General features: G+C 60.3%; 13 protein-coding genes. 8 read left to right on the forward strand and 5 right to left on the reverse strand.

The features are described from left to right. From ACSVIE_RS18630 to pdhA, 5 genes are all read right to left on the reverse strand, one after another. The coding region (locus tag ACSVIE_RS18630; protein ID WP_442424797.1) for a hypothetical protein at window positions 1-1,481 on the reverse strand (1,481 nt) is incomplete at its 3' end. A 184-nt stretch (window positions 1,482-1,665) separates the two neighbouring features. Beyond that, complete coding sequence (locus ACSVIE_RS18635) at window positions 1,666-4,092, reverse strand: S8 family serine peptidase (protein WP_442424798.1); 2,427 nt, start codon at window positions 4,090-4,092, stop codon at window positions 1,666-1,668. A gap of 196 nt (window positions 4,093-4,288) precedes the next feature. Next, window positions 4,289-5,731, reverse strand: a complete 1,443-nt coding sequence (locus ACSVIE_RS18640) for a dihydrolipoamide acetyltransferase family protein (RefSeq protein ID WP_442424799.1) — start codon at window positions 5,729-5,731, stop codon at window positions 4,289-4,291. Window positions 5,732-5,733: 2 nt separating this feature from the next. Beyond that, window positions 5,734-6,810 (reverse strand): alpha-ketoacid dehydrogenase subunit beta, encoded by a 1,077-nt coding sequence (locus ACSVIE_RS18645; protein WP_442424800.1) that lies wholly within the window; start codon window positions 6,808-6,810, stop codon window positions 5,734-5,736. Beyond that, entirely contained in the window at window positions 6,807-8,000 is a 1,194-nt protein-coding gene (pdhA, locus tag ACSVIE_RS18650) for a pyruvate dehydrogenase (acetyl-transferring) E1 component subunit alpha (RefSeq protein ID WP_442424801.1), read from the reverse strand. The genes ACSVIE_RS18645 and pdhA overlap by 4 nt, the downstream gene beginning before the upstream one ends. Window positions 8,001-8,172: 172 nt before the next feature. Between pdhA and ACSVIE_RS18655 the strand changes: the two genes are divergently transcribed. From ACSVIE_RS18655 to ACSVIE_RS18690, 8 genes are all read left to right on the forward strand, one after another. Further along, complete coding sequence (locus tag ACSVIE_RS18655; protein ID WP_426003811.1) at window positions 8,173-8,637, forward strand: Lrp/AsnC family transcriptional regulator; 465 nt, start codon at window positions 8,173-8,175, stop codon at window positions 8,635-8,637. A 59-nt stretch (window positions 8,638-8,696) separates the two neighbouring features. Then, a complete protein-coding gene (locus ACSVIE_RS18660; protein WP_442424802.1) occupies window positions 8,697-9,266 on the forward strand; it encodes a YdcF family protein in 570 nt (189 codons plus the stop codon). A gap of 231 nt (window positions 9,267-9,497) precedes the next feature. After that, the gene (locus ACSVIE_RS18665; RefSeq protein WP_442424803.1) at window positions 9,498-11,144 is read left to right on the forward strand and encodes a hypothetical protein; all 1,647 of its coding nucleotides are present in this window, start codon (window positions 9,498-9,500) and stop codon (window positions 11,142-11,144) included. A gap of 197 nt (window positions 11,145-11,341) precedes the next feature. Next, entirely contained in the window at window positions 11,342-11,671 is a 330-nt protein-coding gene (locus tag ACSVIE_RS18670) for a hypothetical protein (RefSeq protein ID WP_442424804.1), read from the forward strand. 89 nt (window positions 11,672-11,760) lie between these two features. Beyond that, window positions 11,761-12,903 carry a non-hydrolyzing UDP-N-acetylglucosamine 2-epimerase gene (gene wecB / locus ACSVIE_RS18675; protein WP_442424805.1) on the forward strand — a complete coding sequence of 381 codons (1,143 nt, stop codon included), beginning with the start codon at window positions 11,761-11,763 and terminating at the stop codon, window positions 12,901-12,903. A gap of 265 nt (window positions 12,904-13,168) precedes the next feature. Continuing rightward, window positions 13,169-16,051 carry a heparinase II/III domain-containing protein gene (locus ACSVIE_RS18680; protein WP_442424834.1) on the forward strand — a complete coding sequence of 961 codons (2,883 nt, stop codon included), beginning with the start codon at window positions 13,169-13,171 and terminating at the stop codon, window positions 16,049-16,051. 48 nt (window positions 16,052-16,099) lie between these two features. Continuing rightward, complete coding sequence (locus tag ACSVIE_RS18685; protein ID WP_442424806.1) at window positions 16,100-18,256, forward strand: glycosyltransferase; 2,157 nt, start codon at window positions 16,100-16,102, stop codon at window positions 18,254-18,256. Next, window positions 18,249-20,006, forward strand: coding sequence for a heparinase II/III domain-containing protein (locus ACSVIE_RS18690; protein ID WP_442424807.1), 1,758 nt, complete (start codon window positions 18,249-18,251; stop codon window positions 20,004-20,006). The genes ACSVIE_RS18685 and ACSVIE_RS18690 overlap by 8 nt, the downstream gene beginning before the upstream one ends.

The raw sequence follows: 20,006 nt of genomic DNA on the forward strand, positions 1-20,006 counted from the left end.
GTTTCCGTCGGCGTCTCCGAAGGAGTCGGCGTCGGCGTCGGGGTTTCCGTCGGCGTCTCCGAAGGAGTCGGCGTCGGCGTCGGGGTTTCCGTCGGCTCCTCCGAAGGAGTCGGCGTCGGCGTCGGGGTTTCCGTCGGCTCCTCCGAAGGAGTCGGCGTCGGCGTCTCGGTCGGCTCCTCCGAAGGAGTCGGCGTCGGCGTCTCGGTCGGCTCCTCCGAAGGAGTCGGAGTCGGCGTCTCAGTCGGCTCCTCCGAAGGAGTCGGCGTAGGCGTAGGCGTCGGCGTCTCAGTCGGCGTCTCCGAAGGAGTCGGCGTAGGCGTCGGCGTCGGCGTCGGAGCAGGCTCTTGGAATGAAATCTCAGCCCCATCGGTGACTACGTGGGACTCGACCCGAGTGAACACCGCGTAAACCTGGCAATTGTCATCCCCGTTGTGGAACCAGTTGAGAGTGGCATCGGTCGTAGGAAGCACTGAGGCGTTCAATGTGACCGTGCCAGCGGTCGTGGCCGTGATGCAGAGATCAACCGCGACAGTGTCTCCGACCGCTGCGGGTTCGTTGACCGTCAACGTCCCACCACTCAACGTGCCATCAGTCTCGCCGTCACAGAGCTGAAGGGTGCCGTTGCTGCTGCTCAGCTCGATCGGAGTCTTCACGACATTGGTGTTCAGAGTGACCTTGGCTTCCGCTCCAACGTCGTAAGGGCCCGAAGCTGCGGGATCAATAGTCAGCTCAGGCGTATAGGTCTGGGCCAGGAAGCCGAGCGTTTCGTCGATGTCATCCGGGCCGAGCTTACTGGCCACACAGGTTGCCTGCTGCTGGGGGGTCAGTTTGGCAAAGTCGGCCACGCACCACGCCAGTGCCTGCAACCGCTGGCGTTCTATGCTCGTCGTGTCGGACGTAACGAATTCGTCCACCGTGCCATCCCCCGCCACGTATTGGAAGCCGTGCTGCACGATGTAAGCAAACTGACGGCGTTGAGTATCCGTCATGTCGGCGTTCCTCTCGAGATCTTCGTCGAGGGGACGGCCATCATGGCAAGTTTCCAAGTCGCGGTCCGTGCAGAACATCCATGCGCTCACGGGGCCACCGCCTATTGGTCCGCATTCAGCCTCTGTTGAATAGCGGACACCGCATAACGGGGGCAAATCTGTGCCACCGGCCGGGTCACCGAAAACGTTGTACAAGGGAACAACGAGCCCTTGATTGTAATTATCGAGATTCGCGCCGTCCACGGTGGTTATCGGGTTGGCTACTTCGACAGTCGTACCCGGGCATAGCGGCGCATCAAAGGTAGTGGCTGCGGTCGGCGGGGCTTCCGCCCGTGCCGCCGAGGGAACAGCCAGCTGTGCCGCAAACACCCCCGCCGCCAAAACGGTGGTCGCTGCAAAGGCCGCGACGTATCTTCTGATCATGGTTTCCTTCAGTTTGATGAGTTGCAACTCCCGCGCTCGCATCTCCGTGAGATGTTCGGCGACGTGCACGCGCAGCTGAACCGCCGTCTTGGATGGCTCAACCGTGGAAGAGGTAGAGCCAGCCGAAGGATCCTGATGCAAAACCAACTGAATGTGGTGTAAGTCATTGGAAAATCAAAAAGGGCCACGATCAGACAGATCGTGGCCCTCAAGGGAGAAGGCGCCCCGACTATTAATCGGGCCTTTCGTGTGGCTACAAAATGATGCTCATCACATTCCATCCTGACCCCACCTGACGGGACGGAAGGAACCCGCCTGCCCCGTTGCCCGGATAGAGCAACAAAGCACCAGAGCCGTTGCGGGCCAGGACGTCATTTTGTCCATCCCCGCTAAAGTCTCCCGGACCTTCAATGGCGTTCATGGCCTGCCATCCCCAACCAATTTGGCTGGCAGCCAGCCATCTGCCGGAGCCATTGCCTGGGTAAAGGAACAGTTCGCCCGCCGCGTTACGGGCCAGCACATCAGCCTTGCCGTCAGCGTTAAAGTCTCCGGGACCATCGATCGCGGTCATGCCGTTCCATCCCGATCCGATCTGCTTGGCAGCCAACCAGCCACCAGTTCCATTGCCGGGGTACAACCACAAGACACCATTGCCGTCCCGGGCCAGGACATCTGCTTTGCCGTCCCCGTTGAAGTCGCCCGGAGCGTCGATAGCCGTCATCACGTTCCAGCCCGAACCGACTTGCTTGGCCGACAGCCAACCACCGGAACCGTTACCGGGGTACAGCCACAGAACACCCTTGCTGTCCCGGGCAATGACGTCCGCTTTACCGTCGCCATTGAAATCACCGGACGCCTCGATTGCCGTCATGACATTCCACCCGGACCCGACCTGCTTCGCCGGCAGCCAACCACCGGAACCGTTACCCGGGTACAGCCACAAAACACCGTTGGTGTCCCGCGCGAGCACATCGGACTTGCCATCGCCGTTGAAATCCGTGATCTTGATCCGCGTGGCCTTGAAGACGAACGTCCACTTGGTAGTGGCGCCTGAGGCAAGCACATAGTCTTTGGCTGCCCGTGCTGTGACCGTCACGGTTCCGATGGCGGGGTAAGTCCCGGCAGTCACTACTACTCCCCCCAGCAAATACTCAACGCCCTTCACGGCGGGGACGGTGAAAGTGTCCTTTGCAGAACCGTCGAGGTCCCGGAAAACCACAGGGGAAGGGGCGACGGGAAGGTTGCCACCGTACGCAATAAGGGCAGCAGTGGCATCGACGAGGCCGGCGCCACAGCCCGGGACACAGCCTGCGGGGAGGGGACGCGAGGTGTCCTTCAACTGCTGCTCCAGGGCAGCGGGAGTCAACGAGCTTCCCTCAGCCGAGAACAAGAGGGCCGCCAAGCCCGAAACATGCGGGGCGGCCATGGACGTTCCCTGCATGAACGCATATCCGGTCTCAGCCTGAACAGTGGTTCCCGCGTTATAGGTGGACAAAATCCCGTTCAGGAAATTGGCACTCATGTCGCCACCGGGAGCAGTGACATCCACGGTGCTTCCGTAGTTGGAGTAGGACGCCCTGCCACCCGCCCTGCTGCTCGCCGCGACAGTGATGACATTTTGGCAGTTCGCAGGGCTGGCATCGGCTGCCGGCCGGTTTGAGTTTCCGGCAGATACCACGACGGCGGCGCCTGCGTTGTGCGCAAAGTCGATCGCATTTTGGTAGGTGGCTGAGCACGCCCTGGTGGCGCCAAGGCTCAAATTGATGACCTTGGCAGGGTTGGGATTTGTGGGAACACCGCTCACGACGCCGCCCGCAGCCCAAACAATGGAATCCGCGATGTCAGACGTGTAGCCACCGCAGACGCTCATGGCCCGGACAGGCAGGATCTTTGCTTTGGGAGCCACACCGCTGATCCCCCTGCTGTTGTTTCCGACAGCCGCGATAGTGCCGGCGACGTGTGTCCCATGCCAGGACGAGTTTTCCGCCGGGCTGCCTGATTCGCAGAAGTTCGCTGCGGCCCAATCTCCCATGTCGGTGGGGTTGGGATCCCTGCCATCCCCGTCCCGGGCATCGGCAGCGTCTGCGATCATGTCGTAGCCGGGAAGGATGTTGGCGTCGAGATCCGGATGCCGGGTGATCCCTGAATCCACAACGGCAACCACTACTCCCTCCCCATGGGTGTAGTCCCAAGCTCCTGGGGTGCGCATGCCACCCGGGTTCTCCCACAGATCCCACTGCTCGTTGAAGTAAGGGTCGTTCGGTGCAACGGCAGCGTGCATGACCGTGTCCGGATCTGCGTAGGCGACGTCCGGGTCCAGGCGCAGGTTGTGCACGAATTGTTCCGCCTCAATGGCGGAGAGAGCCGCGGAAAGCTTTACTACATGGCCGCCGGTGGCATTCTCACGAAGGCTTTTCGCCGCTACTCCAAGTTTCAACCCGGCCTGGTCTGTCGCCTCTTCCACGGCGTCAGTGACGTTCTGGACGGAGCTGTCTTTGATTCCGACAATGAACTGGTCGGTGCCCGATTCAGTTGCTGGCTGCAGGACCTGCGGAGCGCCGGGAAGGATATCGTCTCCGTCTGCGGCGGCCGGCTGTGCTGCAAGTCCCCCGGCAACCAAGAGCGCGCCTGCCAGCACCGCTACGGCTCTCGACGATTGCGTCTGGAATTTTCTCACCATGATGTGGGCATCCTCAGGAAATGGCGTCAGACCAAGAAGGCCTGTCGCGGGCAACTGGAGACCACCAGCTGACCCCCACGCGATTGTAGGCAGACTCCATCCCGGGCGCCATATGGGAGGTCGTACGACATCTCGTTGGAATGACACGGAAGGACCCCGGCCAACCGGCTCGGGGTCCTTCCGTTGAAGGGCGTATCTACATATCCGCCAACGCACCGCCCGGGTTCTCGATGCAGTCTGCAACATACCGAAGGAAGCCTGCGGCCGTTTCGCCGTCGCACACCCGGTGGTCGAAGGCGAGCGTCAGCTCGGTGACCTTCCGGACGGCCAGCTCCCCGTTCACAACCCATGGCTTGTCGATGATGCGGCCAACGCCCAGCATCGCCACCTCGGGATAGTTGATGATCGCTGCCGAGCCGTCCACCCCGAACACGCCATAGTTGTTCAGCGTGAAGGTGCCGGAGCCAAGTTCGGTGGGGGTCGCCTTGCCTTCACGCGCGACGGCGGTCAGGCGGCGGATCTCTGCGTCCAGTTCGCGGGCACTCATCTGGTGCGCGTTCCGAACGGACGGTACCACCAGGCCACGATCGGTCTGCGCGGCAAAGCCGAGGTTGATTCCCTCGAAGCCAACGATCTCCTGCGAGCCATCAGCAGCGGTTTCAAAGCGGGTGTTGAGATCCGGATACTTTTTTAACCCAGCCGTGACAAAACGGGCGATGAAGGCCAGGAGACCGGGGGTATCGTGCGGCGAGCGCTTTTTGAGCTCCGCCCTCATCTCCAGCAATGCCGTGGCGTCAACGTCAACCCAGACCGTGGCCTCCGGGATCTCCGAACGGCTCCTGGCCATGTTCGCAGCCACGGCCTTTCGTACTCCGCGAACCGGGGTACGGGCGGAGACGGCAAGGCCAGTGCGGGTATCCAGGCCACCCTCAGCCGTTGAAGCAGAAGCAGGAGCCGATGCCGGTTCAGCCGGTTCCGCGGGTGCAGAGATCGCAGCCTCGACGTCCTTGCGCATGATCAGCCCGCTGGCGCCCGAGCCCTCAATGGAGTCAAGGGAGACACCGTGGTCACGGGCCATCTTGCGGACCAGCGGCGAGATGACGGCACTGAGCTTCCCGGGGATGCGCGTCCCTGCAACGGCCGGTTCCCGCGGAACCTCAGGAACAACAGCAGGAGCAGCATCGACGACGGCGGCACTCGCCTTGCGCGGGCGTGTGCGGCCGCCGGTCGCACCACCGGGAGTGCCATATCCGATCAGGACGTTCCCGGAGCCTGCCTTTTCCTCGGTCCTGTACGTCTCAGCCGCAGCCGACACCTCCGGCGAGGCCGGCACTCCAGTGGACACAGGATCTTCAGCGGCGGCAGGAGCTTCCGGCGAAACTGGAGCGGCACCTGCGCGGGCGATCGAGATCAACGGCTTGCCGACGTCGAGCGTTTCGCCCGCCTGGCCGTGCAGTTCGGCAACTGTGCCGGCGTAAGGCGAGGGCACCTCAACCATGGACTTGGCGGTCTCGACCTCGGCGATGGGCTGGTCAATTTTGATTTCATCGCCAACGGCGACCAGCCAGTTCACGAGCTCCGCTTCGGTGAGGCCTTCGCCGAGGTCCGGGAGGCGGAACACTTGCATCTCTGAACTCATGGTTAGTCCTCCCACTGAAGGTCGTCGACGGCGTCGAGGATTCGGTCGACGCTGGGCAGGTAGTAGTGCTCCAACTTGGGAGACGGGAACGGAACGTCGAAGCCGGTCACGCGGCGGATCGGTGCGGCCAGGTAATGGAACGCACGTTCCTGGACGCGGGCCACAATCTCGGAAGACACGGACGCAAAGCCGTGCGCTTCGGCGATCACGACGGCGCGTCCCGTCTTGCGTACGGATGCGCAGACGGTCTCGTCGTCGAAGGGGACGATGGTGCGGATGTCTATGACCTCCAGGGACCGACCTTCTTCCGCAGCGGCCGCAGCAGCGGCGAGCGCGGTAGGGACGGACGGGCCGTAGGCGATGAGCGTCGCATCTGTGCCGGGACGCGCGACGGCGGCGCGGCCCTCGGTGGAGGTACCGGCGTCGTGCTCTGCGCGCAATGCACCCAAGTCCACTTGGTCCTTGGACCAGTAGAGTTTCTTCGGCTCCATAAACATCACGGGGTCATCGGAGTCGATGGCTTCGCGCAGCATGCGATACCCGTCTGCGACGGTAGCGGGCGTGTAGACCTTCAGGCCGGCGGTGTGGGCGTAGTAGGACTCGGAGGAGTCGCAATGGTGCTCCACTCCCCCGATGCCGCCGGCGTACGGAACGCGGATGACCATGGGCATCTTGAGCTTGCCCTTGGTGCGGTTGTGCATCTTGGCAACATGGCTGACGATCTGCTCGAAAGCCGGGTAGGCGAAGGCGTCGAACTGCATCTCGATGACGGGACGCATGCCGTTGATGGCCATGCCCACCGCCATGCCGACAATGCCGGACTCGGCCAGCGGGGTGTCGAAGCAACGCTGTTCGCCGAATTCGGCCATGAGGCCGTCGGTGATGCGGAAGACGCCGCCAAGCATGCCCACGTCCTCACCGAACACGAGTACCGAAGTGTCAGCACGCATGGCGTCTGCCATGGCCGTGTTGAGCGCTTTGGCCATGGTGATGGACTGCGGTCCTGTGGCTTCCGCGGTGGCTGCAGCCGATGCGGCTGCGCTGGCTGTGGCGGCACTGACATTGGCAGTGGTGGTCATTTTGCACCCTCCTCGCGGGCGAGTTCATCAGCCAGGAGTTCCGCCTGTTCCTTCAGCTGCGGGGTTTGCTTGTCGAAGACGTATTTGAAGAGATCCAGCGGCTGCACCGGAACGTCCTCGCCGAGGCCTTCACGGAGCTGGGTGGCGACGGCTTCAGCGTGCTCAGCGATCCTTTGGTTGGCGTCCTCATTCAGAAGCCCTTTATCCGTGAGATAGGCCTTCATTCGCGTCAGGGGATCTTTGGCCTGCCACTCGGCCACTTCGCTGTCCGGGCGGTAGCGGGTGGCGTCGTCGGCGTTGGTGTGGGCCTGCATGCGGTAGGTGTGGGCTTCGACGAGCAGTGGGCCTGAGCCTTCGCGGGCGAGCTTCACGGCACGGTCCATGACGGCGAGCAGGGCGACGAGGTCGTTGCCATCCACGCGTTCGCCGGCCATGCCGTAGCCGACTGCCTTGTGCGCCAGCGACGGCGCCACGGACTGGTGGCTCAGCGGGACGGAAATGGCGTACTTGTTGTTCTGCACGAAGAAGATGACGGGCAGGTGGAAGACGGCAGCGAAGTTGAGGGCCTCGTGGAAGTCGCCCTCACTGGTGGCACCGTCGCCGCACATCGCCATCACTACCGTGTTCTCACCGCGCAGCTTTGCAGCGTGGGCGACGCCGACGGCGTGGAGCAGTTGGGTGGTCAGCGGCGTGCACTGGATGCCCACGTTGTGTTCCTTGGGGTCGTAGCCACCGTGCCAGTCGCCGCGGAAAATGGTCATCACCTCTACCGGGTCCACACCGCGTGTCATGACGGCGACGGCGTCTCGGTAGGTGGGGAAAAGCCAGTCGCCGTCGCCCAGGCACATGGCAGCTGCCACCTGGCAGGCTTCCTGGCCATGGCTCGATGGGTACACGGCCATGCGGCCCTGCCGGACCAGGGCGGAGTTCTGGTCGTTGACGCGCCGTCCGATGACCAGGCGCTCGTACGCTGCCAGCAGTTCGTCGTCGCCGGGAGTGGGGTACTCGTGTCCGGGTTCTGTGCCTTGGTCTTCCTTGGACCGCAAGGTACCGTCCGGATTGACCATCTGAATCTGGTGCCGGGCGGGCAGCATGTAGTCCTCAACGCTGATGCCGAATTTTCTCCGGACGTCAGCAGCCTGGTCCTCCGCCGCCGTCTCGGGCGCAGAGTGGTCTGCATGGATCGTCATTGGTCCGTCCTTCTCTAGCCACTATGTGCTTCCAGTATCTTCCCGGCGCATGTTTCGTATCCAGCTTTGCCATAAATCATGGAAGAGCTTTGGCATTGGGGCTAGTCTGGAAGACGAATTGTCAATGTGAGCTGGGTAACTACCCTGTGTTGTAGACGAATTGGAGCCTGCCGTGAGTGAGACGGAAGCCGAACAAACCGCTGTCCCCCTGGATAGCGTTGACCTGGACATCATCCGTGAACTCACAACCGACGGACGCATGTCCATCACGCAAGTAGCCGAGAACGTGCATATCAGCCGGGCGCATGCGTACTCCCGGTTGGCGCGGCTTACCGGCGAGGGAGTGCTGACCAAGTTCACCGCGCTTGTAGATCCAATCAAGGCCGGGTTGCGCTCATCGGCCTATGTGACCCTGAAAGTGCAGCAACACTCCTGGCGGGAACTAAAAGAGCACTTGCGCGCGATACCCGAAGTGCACCACATCGCGCTGGTAGGCGGAGATTTTGATGTGATTCTTCTGGTCCGGGCAACCGACAATATCCACCTGCGCCGTGTGATCTTCGACCAATTGCAGTCGATGGAGGGTGTGCTGGATACCCAGACTTTCCTTGTCTTTGAAGATGTTGATACGCGGTAGCTTTCCTTCCTGAATACAGACTGTCAGGAACACCCAGTTTTGAACCCTAAACTGTCCCCGTGCCCACCAAAACCGCCTCCGTACCCCGCGTCCTGCTGCGGACGCTCCTGGTGCTTTTGGCAGCGTTTGTAGTGTGGGTCCTCGCTGCACTTCAGTTTTTCTACAACCCACCGCAGATCACTCCGCACCGCACGGATGCCATCATCGTCCTGGGTGGCATGAGCAGGGAGCGGCTTCCAGTAGCTGAGGACCTGCAACGCGATCTGGACATCCCGATTCTGGTGGTCTCCACGACCGGCCTCGCCGGCAACGCAGAGGGCGATGAACTGTGCGATGCCGGCGCGGACGATCCTGACCTCATCTGCTTCCGTCCCGAGCCCTTGAACACGCGAGGCGAAGCCGATGCCGTAGGCGAACTGGTGGTCAAGCACGGCTGGCAGTCAGTGACAGTGGTGACGTCCGACTACCACCTGCTGCGCGCCGGCACCTTAATGCGCCAATGCACGCCGGCAGAAGTGCAGATGGTCGGGTCTGATCCGGACCTGTCTGCCGGGGCCTGGCTGGACCGGTTTGTGGTTGAGACTGGTGGGCTGATTGATGTGTGGCTGCAGCCTGAGTGCAGAGTGTAGACCGGCCGGCCTGAAGGCGAGGCTATCCCCCGGACGGGCACCCGAATGATCCTGACTGACTTTGTCATGGGACCACAATCCCTGCAACGCGCCTTTAGCCGTTTTGACACGTCCAACACCGTTTCAGCCGATGCGTGAAGGATTTCGTCAAGCCATTGAGTTTGTCTGGCCCGCCCTTCATCCTTTTCCCATAGGTCCAAGGTCTCAGCCCTACGAGCCCAAGGATCCGTTGTGGCCATTTTCAGAGCCGAGACGCTCGCCCTTATCCGCTTCCCTGCGCGCCACTTAGCCCTAAGTTTTATCGCTGCACTTGCCCTGCTTCTGGGCTTCCTGCATGCATCGCCGGCTCAAGCAGCAGCGTCACCCGTCTACCCCATCAGCGGCTATTTCATCTACGGCAGCACCAGTGATGCTACCAACACGAAGAAGCTGACCGACATCAAATCCGTAGGCGGAGACACCGTCATTACTTTCGGCTCGCTGCTGAAGCCTGCCACACTGGCAACAATTCCCACCGGATGCGTCATTTCGGGCGTCAATTGTGCCAAGGCGGCTGCTTCCGGTGTCACCGTGAACCGTTACTTTACCTACTCAGACAACAGTTCCTGGGGTGGACCCGCTCTCCTTTGCGCCCGGGACAAGACCGTCACCAACGGGGGCTCGATCTACACGATCCTGGTCCTGCCCGCCGAAGGAAGCGGTTGTACGTCCCCGTCCGGAAGGTACGACGTGGTGGTCATCACCGGTGGACCGTCCTCCATTTCCATTTCATTGGGAAAGACAGCAACCAGCCTGGGGATGAAGTACTACGCCGGCCTTCCGTCACCGGTGAAGAGAACCGACATAACCTATCTTCCCGATCTCTCCTACCAAGCAACATTTTCTCTGTTCACGGCACGGTTCCTGATTTACCAGGCCAAGGTCAACGACGTTCCGGGGCTGGCAGGCTTTTACCACCACACTGAGATGCCTCTCAGCAACGGGGCCGTATGGGATTCTGTCCTCACGGTTTACAGGATCCAGAATTCACGCATCGCACAGTACCAACCAGAACGCTCGGCTATTGTCAGTCCCTACATCGATTCCAGGAGCGCGTTTGGTGGGCGGGTTACTTTGGACCAAGCCCGAATCGGGATCAACAACATTGCAAGGACGGCCGGCGGCGTCGATTTGGCCATTGCGGTTCAGGATGGAATGGGCACCGGCAAGGGTGGATCTTTCTTCCAGAGCGAGGCCGGCACAAACGTCGACCAGTATGCAGCTGCGATCGTAGGAAGCGGGACCTGGGGCAGCAAGTACCTGGCACCCACCCGGGACTACTTCTGGGCACTGGCCCAGGGAGTGGAAGGTACTGGTGCGGAACTCTGGGCCAACCTGGAAGGAATGGCACCAGCCACCTCCCAGAACCCCTGCCAGAACAGCCTTCGCGGTCAAACGACCAAGACCAGGATCAACAAGCAGTTGCAGCAGCTGGGGAATACCCCCAGGAAAGTCATCTCCTTCATGTGGGATCCCTACTTCACGTGCACTGGGACCTGGGCACCCATGCTGGACAGGCTCAAGGCAACCAGCACTACTCCGGTAATCACTGACTCGATCTTTTACGGGAACGGCGACGTCCTGGTGACTGGCCACAACCTAAGCGGGGGAACCATCCAAGTACGGTGGACGGACATGTATGGGCGGGTGTACGACAAGACGGTAACCGCGTCCTACTACAACCCAAGCTACGGGGAGCAAGCAGGCATCAATCCCCTCCTGGAATCGGTCACGGCCAGACTTGGAAGTACCTCTCTTGGCTCCGGGAAGTATTACTTCATCAACGTAGTAAACAGCGCTGGCGTCAGGAACGACGCGCTCTATTCAGACCGGGGATGAACGCGTACAGCACAGTGGCGGCCGTGGCTTTTTGGACGGCCGCCACTGGTATGCGTCACATGCCCATCCCACTTCTGAAAGCTCTCTCCGCCTGATTGTCATCTGGCTCCGCTGTGCGACGATATGGCTTCAGTCGCCGCAAATGTAAGAATTGCATGTGCCCAAGTTTCATCCGGACGCAGCTGAGGAGTGAAGAAGTGACGAGGAACGACCGCCCGCTGGCGGCCCTTTCGCCTTCCCCGCGCCACATGCGCCGGCGCAGGTTCAGGAGGGATGTGGACGCCGCAAGCGTGACTGCATCCCGGGCTGTGATCGAAAATTACCGCGCAGACACTCCCGGTAAACCTCCGGCAGTCCAGGCAGAGCCGGCACGGAAATCACACGACCAGAACCCGGTGCGTCCGCAGCTCCTCAAGCAGCCGCGCAGGGCCACGCTCCACCAGAAGCGCGTCGTCGCACTCATTGCCGTGATCCTTGTCACGCTCAGCATTCCCATTTTGGCGTTGACCTTGATATTTGCTCCCTGAGCACCTGATCACGCGACACACGATTCCAAGCCCGCATTCCCCGTGCGATAGCATCGGCTGGTCAGCCACTGCCTTTCTCGGGGGAAACTATGCCCAGCGTCATGCCCATTTTCGGCACCCGCCCGGAAGCCATCAAAATGGCTCCCATTGTCAGCGCATTCCAGGACTCACCTGACTTTGAGTGTGTCGTGACCGTTACAGGCCAGCACCGCGAAATGCTGGACCAGGTGAATGAGCTCTTCGGCATTGAGCCGGATCATGATCTCAACATCCTGCAGCAGCGCCAGTCCCTCTCAGCCATCATGACCCGCACCATCGACGGTCTGGACAAGCTGTTTTCTGAGAAAAAGCCGGACGCCGTCATTGTGCAAGGCGATACCACCACCTCGACCGCCGGCGCGATCGCAGCCTTCTACCACGGCATTCCGGTGGTGCATGTTGAAGCCGGTCTGCGGAGCGGTGATCTCTTCTCACCGTTCCCTGAAGAGGCCAATCGCAAGATCACGAGCCAGATCGCCAGCCTGCACCTGGCGCCCACCAGTACCAGCAAAGCCAACCTCCTGGCAGAAGGCATCGCCGGGGACGACATCGTCGTCACCGGAAACTCCGTCATCGACGCGCTTCTGACCACCGTTGACAAGCAACTCCCCTTCAGTGACCCACAGCTTGAAGAACTGGCATCCAGCGGCCGCCGGATCCTGTTGGTAACTACGCACCGTCGTGAAAACCAAGGGGATGCCATGCGCGGCGTCGGCAGGGCGCTCGCACGCATCGCCGACGCCGAACCGGATCTGGTGATCGTGCTGCCGGCCCACAAGAATCCCGTTGTTCGCGAAGCCGTCCTTCCCGCGCTTGAAGGCAAGCCGAACGTCGTCGTGACTGAACCCCTGGCCTATGGGGAGTTCACACGCATGCTGTCCCTGGCCCACATCGTGCTGACAGATTCGGGTGGAGTGCAGGAAGAGGCCCCCAGCCTCGGAAAGCCGGTTTTGGTAATGCGCGACAACACCGAACGACCCGAGGCCGTGGAGGCGGGCACTGTTTCCCTGATAGGCACGGATGAAGAAATTATCGTCAAAGAGGTCGACCGTCTCCTTAATCAGCAGGATGCGTTTGATGCAATGGCCAACGCGGTGAATCCCTACGGCGATGGCAAGGCCGCTGAGCGGACTGTTGCCGCCGTAGCGCAACTGCTTGGAACCGGGGTCCGCATTCCGGAATTCACCAGCTAAACCAAACCATGGCTGCCCTGGCTCCCTCGAACGGAGTCAGGGCAGTTCCTTGTCCAATGCTGGCATGACGGACTTTTTGGGGGTTCGCGAACACTGTCTCAGAGGGTCGTTGACGTCGTATGACTCAGTAACGCGCGTCATACGCCCCTAGACTGGTCCTCGACGTGAGGCCCGTAACCGGCAAGACTTGCAGATCCGCGTAAGGAATTAGATGAGTACGCACACGATTGATCTCGACGTCGTCCGTCGTCAGACGTTCGGAGAGATGTTCAGGAAAAGGTCAACGGACCGCGCACTGGCTGACGACGTCCTCCGCGGCGAGCTCAGCATGCGCCCCCACCCGGCGTGGACCTTCCAGGAACCGATCGATTGGAAGGCAGATCCGTTCGGTCAGCGGAACTGGCAGGCGCAGCTCCACATGCTGCGCTGGTTGGAACCCGTCCGAAGGGTAGCTCTGGACGGAGACCAAGCCGCCCAGGCGTTCTGGCTCCGGACGTGCAAGTCGTGGATTGAAGCCAATCCCCAGTCGGATCCAAAGCAGAAGGACGACAAAGGCAATTACGTCAGCTATGCCTGGGCGGACATGGTGGAAGCTCTTCGCGGCATGGTCCTTACCTTTGGACTTCCCCTCATCCGAGACGGCGAAGACCAGTGGCTGGTTGATTCCATTTATGCGCACGGACTCTGGCTCTCCGACCCCAAGCATCTCGGCCACTCAAATCATGCCCTGCACCAGCACCAGGCTCTCTTCATCATCGGCTCGGTCTTTGGTAATTCGGAGTGGACTGACTTGGCAATCCAGCGCCTTGCCGGTCTTTTCGAGGAAAACTATGATGACGAAGGCGTAAACGTCGAAGGCGCCATTGGCTATCACAAGAACAACCTGGTCTGGTGGGAAGAAGCCTTCAAACGCCTGGACGTAGAGGGGGTGGCCCGTCCTGTCTCTGCTGACCGGTTGAACCTCGCTTACCTGGAATTAGCGCACGCGACGAAGCCTGACGGAACTTTTGAACTCATCGGCGATACGGAAGCCACTAGTGCCGGTGTCCTGTCATCGCCCGAACTGGATTATGTCCGGTCGGAAGGAGCCGCTGGGCAACCGCCCGCAGAGCTCACAAAAACCTATCGCGCGGGGTACGTATTTGGACGAAGTGGCTGGGGTGATCACGAACGCGACTTCAAAAAAGAAACGTTCTATTCCCTCTCCTACGGCAAAGCGAACCGTGTCCACGGACACCAGGATGGCGCTTCACTGACCCTGCATTCCAACGGGCAACCCTGGCTGGTTGATGCGGGGAAGTACGCATACAAAAAAGATGCGATGCGCGATTACTGCCTCTCCAGGCTCGGACACAACGTCGTGGAAGTCGTCGGTAAGGCTTACGACCCCAAGACTGAAGTATCGCTGGTCCGGTCATTCACCAGCGACGATGTTGACGACTTTACGTTTGTCGATCCAGGTTACGAAGGCGTGAAGTTGAAGAGGCGGGTCGTTTACTGCCGCGGCGGAGACTTTTTTGTAGTCATCGACAACGTCTTCAGCGCCGATGAGGTCTCGGCACGTCAACGGTGGCACCTTGACGCCGACACTGCAGTCGAGGACGTTCCCGGTGGTGTGAAACTGGATCGCGACGGCAAGTCCTCCTTCATTCTATGGAAGGGCAACCTGCCGGTTGTTTCTACAGTGAAGGGCTCTGAGGAACCCTTCGACGGCTGGATGTCCAGAAAGTGGATGGAAAAGCTGCCGAGCCCCGTCGTCTCCGCTGAACAGACCGGGAGGCGTTTCCGGTTCATCACCATCATTGCCGCGCCCCAGTCCGGCTCATTCTCGGTGAAGAAACTCGATGCCACGGGTGGACGAATGGCGTTGAGTGCGATCTCGGGGCGCTACCAGTTCAATCTTGCCATTGAAGAAGATCGAGTTGCTGTAACCCTCGGTGAGCAGGGACATATGTCCTCCGCTATGGAGGACATCAGGTCTGCCTGGCTCAAGGCCATGGACCTGTGCCGTGAGGCAGATGTTGCATGGACAGCCCCCAAGCCCGGCAACGGCAAATTCAGCACGCGGTACTGGGCCTTGTTGAAGTCCTGGGTGGGTGCCCGGGAAACCACACGGTCTGCCCGTTTGGAAGCATTGACCATTCTGCTCGATCTCCTGCTGGACGCAGCCCAGGACTCAAGCGATGATCAGGGGCTGCGAACGGCTATCGTTGACCTCCTGTCCAACGACCTCACCGAACAGCTCGGTCTGAACAACAGTGCTCTGGGTGTGATGCGCGAGCCGCTCATCGCCTGGCGTGACGTTGAGCTTCGCTCCAACACTTACGGTCGCCGGATCCAGACCATCAGCTCTCCGGATGAGATCGGCTTCGAGGACGAGGAAAAGTCGAAGATATACTCGGCCAACCTTGGCGGCTTGGTACTGCCTTTTGCCGTGGGACGGGGGGCTTCTGATCTGTTGTCCGTAAGGTTTCACGGAGCCATCAACCGGACCAAAACAACCCTGCCGTTCTTCCAGGGTCTCACGTCCGAACTCATGGAAGGCGGGAACCATGCCGTCTTCCAGGATCCGTCACTGGACCTCAATAAAAGCATGACCCTTTCCTGGTATCTCGGGGATGGGAGCACCAACGTTCATCAATTTATGGCTAAGTGCATACAAAAACTTCAGTCTGAAACCGGTGCTTCCCAAGTACTTCTGGCCGGCAGTTCCGGGGGCGGATTCACCGCGTTACAGGTCGCGTCCTACCTTCCGGAGTCAGTGGCGCTGGTATTTAATCCCCAAACTGATGTGAAGGAATACTTCCGAACGAGTGCGGACGTCGCACTGGACACCTGTTTACAGCCCGACGTGGATGTAGAAGAAGCACGAGGATTCCGGCTTTCCACGTCAGTTGTGGAGACGTATGCGATGCTCAAGGATCTTCCCAGGGTCTTGTATGTCCAGAACACCGGCGATACCCACCACGTAACCAAACATCGCGATCCGTTCCGCAGGATGCTGGAATCTGAACACGGCAGCCACGACGACAGGATTGAGTTCATCGATGTCGAATGGGGTGCTGGCCACGTGGCTGCCACCGCAGAGCTTTATGCCCATTTCCGCGCTGCCGCGCTGGAGCACTTCCCCCGGGTGCCCGTTCAATAACCAAACAGCAACACGATTCATCGCCCAGATTTCTTTGACTTAGGAAAAATGTTGCCCAATAACAGAAGACTCAGTTCTGACAGGAGCATCGGCCTTTCCGCCGCTGCTGGTCTTGGCTTCACACTTATCGGCCTGGTGATTGCGCTCATGCCGCAGGCAGCTTCAACTGCAAGCATCGTGGCTTTTATAGCTTTGTTTGCGCTGGGGGTATTCGCCTTCTGCCTGGCCACCGCCGGTGCCATTGCACGCACCAAAGAAAACAGGCGGCTGCAACGTGAGTCACACGCCTCGATCAAAAAATACCTGCTCACTCTTCAGCGGCAGCTCGGTGAGGTCAAGGACACCCAAGCCGCCACCACCGCAGCACTCTCAGACGTCAAAGACACCCAAGCCGCCACCACCGCAGCACTCTCAGACGTCAAAGACACCCAAGCCGCCACCACCGCACAAATAACAGAACTGGCCGAGATTGCTGGTTCAACCGGAACGACGGACATCGCCACCTCGCACGATGCGGAGGTATACGACAAGCTTGTCGAGGACCTCAAAGCTGAGCATGATGAAGAGGTCAAGAAGCTCGAAAAGCGCCACTTGGCCCGCCAGTTCAATCTTGTAGCGGCCGACGGCAGCAACTGGCATTCCTTCGCTGCTTCAGAGGTCAAGAAGCTTGCCGAGGCGCACTACAACACCACGCCGTTGGCAGTCTATGAAATGCTCGAGGCGCACTCGTCCTTCGAAAAAATCAACACGGCCGCACTTCGCGGCTTGGCCAACGAACTGCGCAAGCTCGGTTACACCGTCAAGAGCCAGAGCGTGCTCCGGGTAGTCCTTGAACGGAACCCCAACCAGAAGTTGGCCAGTGCCATCGAGTTGCGGGACGAAGAAGTCAAGCTGTTCTCCGGGGCCTTCAAGCCGGAGGTCCAGTCTCCCCACGCGCTCTTTGAGCCCAAGCCAAACTGCATCCTCCATGTGGTCGGCAAAGTCCTCCCCACGACGCAGTCCGGCTATACGTTGAGGACGCATTACACGGCTCTGGCACAGATCCAAACCGGTTTGGAAGTCCACGTTTGTAACCAGGTGGGCGACGCTGTGAACGAAGACGCGCCGGCACAGGTGGAACTGGACGGGGTTTCCTACCACCTCCCAAGGGGGCCCATCCGCCTCCACACGGCCCTGACAACGTGGATTAGTGCAAATGTCGAGGAACTCGCCAGGGTCGTTTCCGAGGTACGTCCGGCCGTACTTCATGCACACTCGGACTTCCTGAACGCCCTGTCAGCGCGGGCGGTCGGTGATTACTTCGGGATTCCGGTGATCTATGAGTCCCGCGGCTTCTGGGAGGAGTCGTGGCTTTCCCGCATGGCCCAGGCCAACGGTATCGAAGACATAGAGACGTTCAGCGAACGCTGGGGCAGTCCAGACACCTACGCTTGGCGCCGGGAGCGCGAGCACGATTGCAGGGACGCAGCAGACCACGTCTTCACCCTTGCCGAAGTCATGAAGCGCCGTATCACGGAGGAAGGTTTGCCAACGGACAAAACCTCCGTGGTACCGAACGCAGTAAGCGGTGACCAGTTCCCGGTGCAAACACGAAACCTCGAACTGGCAGGCAGGCTCGGCATTCAGGACGACGAGATCGTCATTGGCTATATCTCGTCCCTGGTCGAGTACGAAGGTGTCCCTGTACTCATCGAGGCGTTCAGTCAGTTGCGGCAACGCCTCAACGTTCCGGTCAGGCTGTTGGTGGTGGGTGACGGACCGGTCCTCGACTCGCTCAAGGCAGCGGCGTCGTCCTTGGGACTCGACGACGCCCTGTTCACAGGACGCGTACCCCATGAGGACATCCTTGACTACTACGGCCTCATCGACATCTTTGTCGTGCCGCGCACTGCAGCAGCTGTTTGCCAGCTCGTCACGCCCCTTAAGCCGTTCGAGGCGTTCGCTACCGGACGCACGATCGTGATGTCGGACGTGGATGCTCTCAAGGAGATTGCCGAGGCAAGCGGCTCCGCTGCCCTGTTCCAGGCTGGAAACAGCAGTTCGCTGGCGGACGTGCTATCGGAACTTGTGTCGAATCCGGAGCGGCGCAGTCAGATGTCGGCCACAGGGGCGTCATGGGTTCGGGAAAGCCGTTCGTGGGAAGCCAACGCTGCTGTTTACAATCAGCAGTATGCGAACCTGGCGGCGAATGCAATCCGTGTCTGAAACGCTGTTCCAGGAACTGACGGACGGTGACATCGAAGCGCTTTGCCGGATGATCGCTTCGGGTCACCGTCCCGATTTGTCCAGCGGCGTGTGGTTCGACAGTCTGGTCGGCGATTCAGCCGCTGAGATCACCACTAATGGTTGGAAAGCCGGCGACTATGACCGGTTGGACCTTTCGCTGCCCCTCGAATGGGATAATCTCTGCGCTGACGACAGAAGCTGGGGTTCGCAGCTGCACGGCTGGAAATTCATGGATAAGCCCATCCGGGAATTCCTCGCTACCGGAGACCGCGCATACCTGCAATGGTGTTTGGACCGTGCTGTTTCCTGGTCGGAGAGATATTCCAGCCAGGAAACCGATAATGCCATTGTTTGGTACAACATGGCACTGGGGCAACGTGCCCTACGGCTGGCAGGGCTTATCTACCTGGGCGCAAGGAACGGTATAGCGGTTCAGGAACTTCGCACCCTGCTCTACGCTGTGAACAGGCACGAGCTCGAGTTCGCTCTGGAAAGCTCGTTCAATCCACGCACTAATCATGGCTACTTCGTGGCCATCGGGCAGACCGTACTGGGTACAACCCTTGACGCCGTTCCGGAGCTGGAGAGGTTGGCGCAGGTGGGGCGCGAACGCCTCGCCGTGATGATCCGGACGCAGTTCCTTCCGGACGGTGGTCATAGTGAGCACTCCCCCGAATACCACCGGATGCTCATGCATTCCTTCCAGCTTGCCGTGGACTACGGTCTCATCGAGGACTCAGAACTGACAGGCCGGCTCAGGAAAGCAGCTGACCTGCTGGGTTGGATGATCCAGCCCAATGGATCCTTGGTGCCCCTCGGTGACACCCCTTACGTGAACATGGTTGATGGAAGCCACCCACTGACATTGAGCCCCCAGACGAATTACCTGATGTCCGGCGGGGCAGACGGCGAGAACTGTAAAAAGGAGCTTGGCGTATTTCCAGAGTCAGGCTACGCTTTCGTGCGTTCGGGGCAGCGTGCCGCTGGTGCGCCCGTTGCCGCTTCGACATATCTGGCGTTCACAGCCGCCTTTCACGGACGGGCACACAAACATGCCGACGACTTAAACTTTGTTTGGTACGACCGCGGGCAGGAAATACTGGTTGAAGGCGGCCGTTACGGCTACGGGGCCCAACTGCCTGCCGACTCGCCACTCCGCGCCGACGGCTTCTACTACGCCGACCCCTTCCGGCAGTACGTCGAGTCGAGTTGGGCGCACAATACAGTGACCGCCAATGGAAGAAATCACGACCGCCGTCGTACGCCGGTAGGCTCTGGCTTGGGCGTCTGCGAGGACCGGAGTGGCGTATTTGTCCTGCGTGGCCGGATCGACCACACAGGCTGGACGCATCGGCGCATTATTGAGCTGGAGCCCGGTCTGGGCCTCACCGTCATAGATGACGTCCAAAGTACGGACGCCATCAGGCGGGACTATCAGGTCTGGTTCAACGTCGCGGGCCAGCTGGATCTATTGAATGATCCAGGCCAGGACCGAGCCAGGTTACTCTGGGGCACAGCCGACGCCGAGTGGATTCTGTCGCTGCAGACGGACCCAGACGCAACTATCCATGCCCCGGTGCGCGAGTCCAATAACCCGCTTCGCGGGTGGAGATCCGTCAGTGACGGCACCCGCGAAGGGGTATGGTCCGTCTGTTTGGAGGCCACTTCAACCCGCCATCACGTCTTCAGGAGCAGGTTCACTTTCTGTGAACCCGCCCCTGAAGAATGA

The sequence above is a fragment of the Paenarthrobacter sp. NCHU4564 genome, assembly GCF_052156435.1.
Lineage (GTDB): Bacteria > Actinomycetota > Actinomycetes > Actinomycetales > Micrococcaceae > Arthrobacter.

Coding starts and splice junctions, on each gene's coding strand:
- ACSVIE_RS18635 (WP_442424798.1), bottom strand. CDS start 4,092: ATGGTGAGAAAATTCCAGACGCAATCGTCGAGAGCCGTAGCGGTGCTG.
- ACSVIE_RS18640 (WP_442424799.1), bottom strand. CDS start 5,731: ATGAGTTCAGAGATGCAAGTGTTCCGCCTCCCGGACCTCGGCGAAGGC.
- ACSVIE_RS18645 (WP_442424800.1), bottom strand. CDS start 6,810: ATGACCACCACTGCCAATGTCAGTGCCGCCACAGCCAGCGCAGCCGCA.
- pdhA (WP_442424801.1), bottom strand. CDS start 8,000: ATGACGATCCATGCAGACCACTCTGCGCCCGAGACGGCGGCGGAGGAC.
- wecB (WP_442424805.1), top strand. CDS start 11,761: ATGCCCAGCGTCATGCCCATTTTCGGCACCCGCCCGGAAGCCATCAAA.
- ACSVIE_RS18680 (WP_442424834.1), top strand. CDS start 13,169: ATGTTCAGGAAAAGGTCAACGGACCGCGCACTGGCTGACGACGTCCTC.
- ACSVIE_RS18685 (WP_442424806.1), top strand. CDS start 16,100: ATGTTGCCCAATAACAGAAGACTCAGTTCTGACAGGAGCATCGGCCTT.